We start from the raw sequence: 1,458 nt of genomic DNA, 5'->3' as shown, positions 1-1,458 counted from the left end.
GCCGTCGCGGTCACCGCGGCAACATCGACGACAGCCTCGGGAGCCGCCGTCACGTAACCGACCAGATGACGCCCCACCGCGGTGTCGACGACCGCAGCCGCCGCCTGACCCACCGACGGATCCGCAGCCAACGCCGCCTCGACCTCACCGAGCTCGATCCGCAGACCGTGCAACTTCACCTGGAAGTCACTACGCCCCACGAACTCGAGCTCACCGGCCGCCGTCCACCGCGCCAGGTCACCGGTGCGATACATCCGCTCACCACCGGCGAACGGATTCGCCACGAACCGCTCCGCCGTCAGATCCGGCCGCGACTGGTACCCACGAGCCAACTGCACACCCGCCAGATACAACTCACCCGGCACACCCACCGGAACCGGACGCAGACGCGAATCGAGCACGAACACCTTCGTGCCCTCGACCGGCCCACCGATCGGCACGACCACCGCATCCGCCGCAGTCGCCTCCCGACGAGTGACCTGCATCGCAGCCTCGGTCGGACCGTACAGGTTGTGCACCGCAGCACCGGTGACCCGCGAGAACTCCGCCGCCACACCCGCAGACAACGCCTCGCCACCGGCGAACATCCGCCGCAACGACGGCGCACCCGACTCCGGCAACGCCGCCAGGATCATCGGCAACATCGACGGCACGAACTGCACCGTCGTCACCGACTGCTCCACCAGGACCGCCGCCAGATACTGCGGATCCCGATGACCGTCCGCCGACGCCAGCACCAACCGGGCACCGGCCTGCAGCGGCCAGAAGAACTCCCACACCGACGCATCGAACGTCGCAGGCGTCTTCTGCAACACCGAATCCCGCTCATCGAGCCCGTACTCGGCCTGCATCGACACCAACTGGTTCACCGCAGCACCGTGCGACACCGCCACACCCTTAGGTCGACCCGTCGAACCCGACGTGAACAACACATACGCCGTGTTCTCCGGATCCAGAGCGCCCCTGCGGTCAGCCGCAGTGACCGGCCGACCATCGGACAGGTCGACATCGGCAACCACAACCGCAGTCCGCCCGAACGACACCTCACCCAGGTCGGCATCGACCAACACCAACATCGGGTCGGCCGTCTCGACCACATACCCGATCCGCTCAGCCGGCTGATCCGGATCCACCGGCACATACGCACCACCGGCACGAATGACCGCATACATCGCGACCACCTGCTCGACCGACCGCCGCATCGCCAACACCACCCGCGACTCGACCCCGACACCGAGGCCGATCAGATGCCGCGCAACAGCATTGACCCTGTCGTCGAACTGGCGGTAGGTCAACGACCCCGACCCACCGACCAACGCAACCGCATCCGGCGTCCGCACAACCTGATCCACGAACAACGAATCCAACGTCCCCACAGGCGCAGGCCCATCGGTCGCGTTCCACTCCCGCAACACCAGATCCCGCTCACCCACACCGAGCAAATCGATATCACCGACC

General features: G+C 66.8%; 1 protein-coding gene. It reads right to left on the bottom strand.

Annotated elements, in window-relative coordinates; all coding sequences use genetic code 11:
* On the bottom strand, nt 1-1,352 hold a 1,352-nt coding region (locus BR31_RS30155; RefSeq protein ID WP_331281157.1), incomplete at its 3' end, for an amino acid adenylation domain-containing protein.
* Nucleotides 1,353-1,458: the final 106 nt, after the last annotated feature.

It is taken from the genome of Rhodococcus sp. UNC363MFTsu5.1 (assembly GCF_000686785.1).
Taxonomy (GTDB): Bacteria; Actinomycetota; Actinomycetes; order Mycobacteriales; family Mycobacteriaceae; genus Rhodococcus_G; species Rhodococcus_G maanshanensis.
The sequence above is the reverse complement of the archived record's forward strand: the minus strand, read 5'-3'. Positions and strand labels throughout refer to the sequence as shown.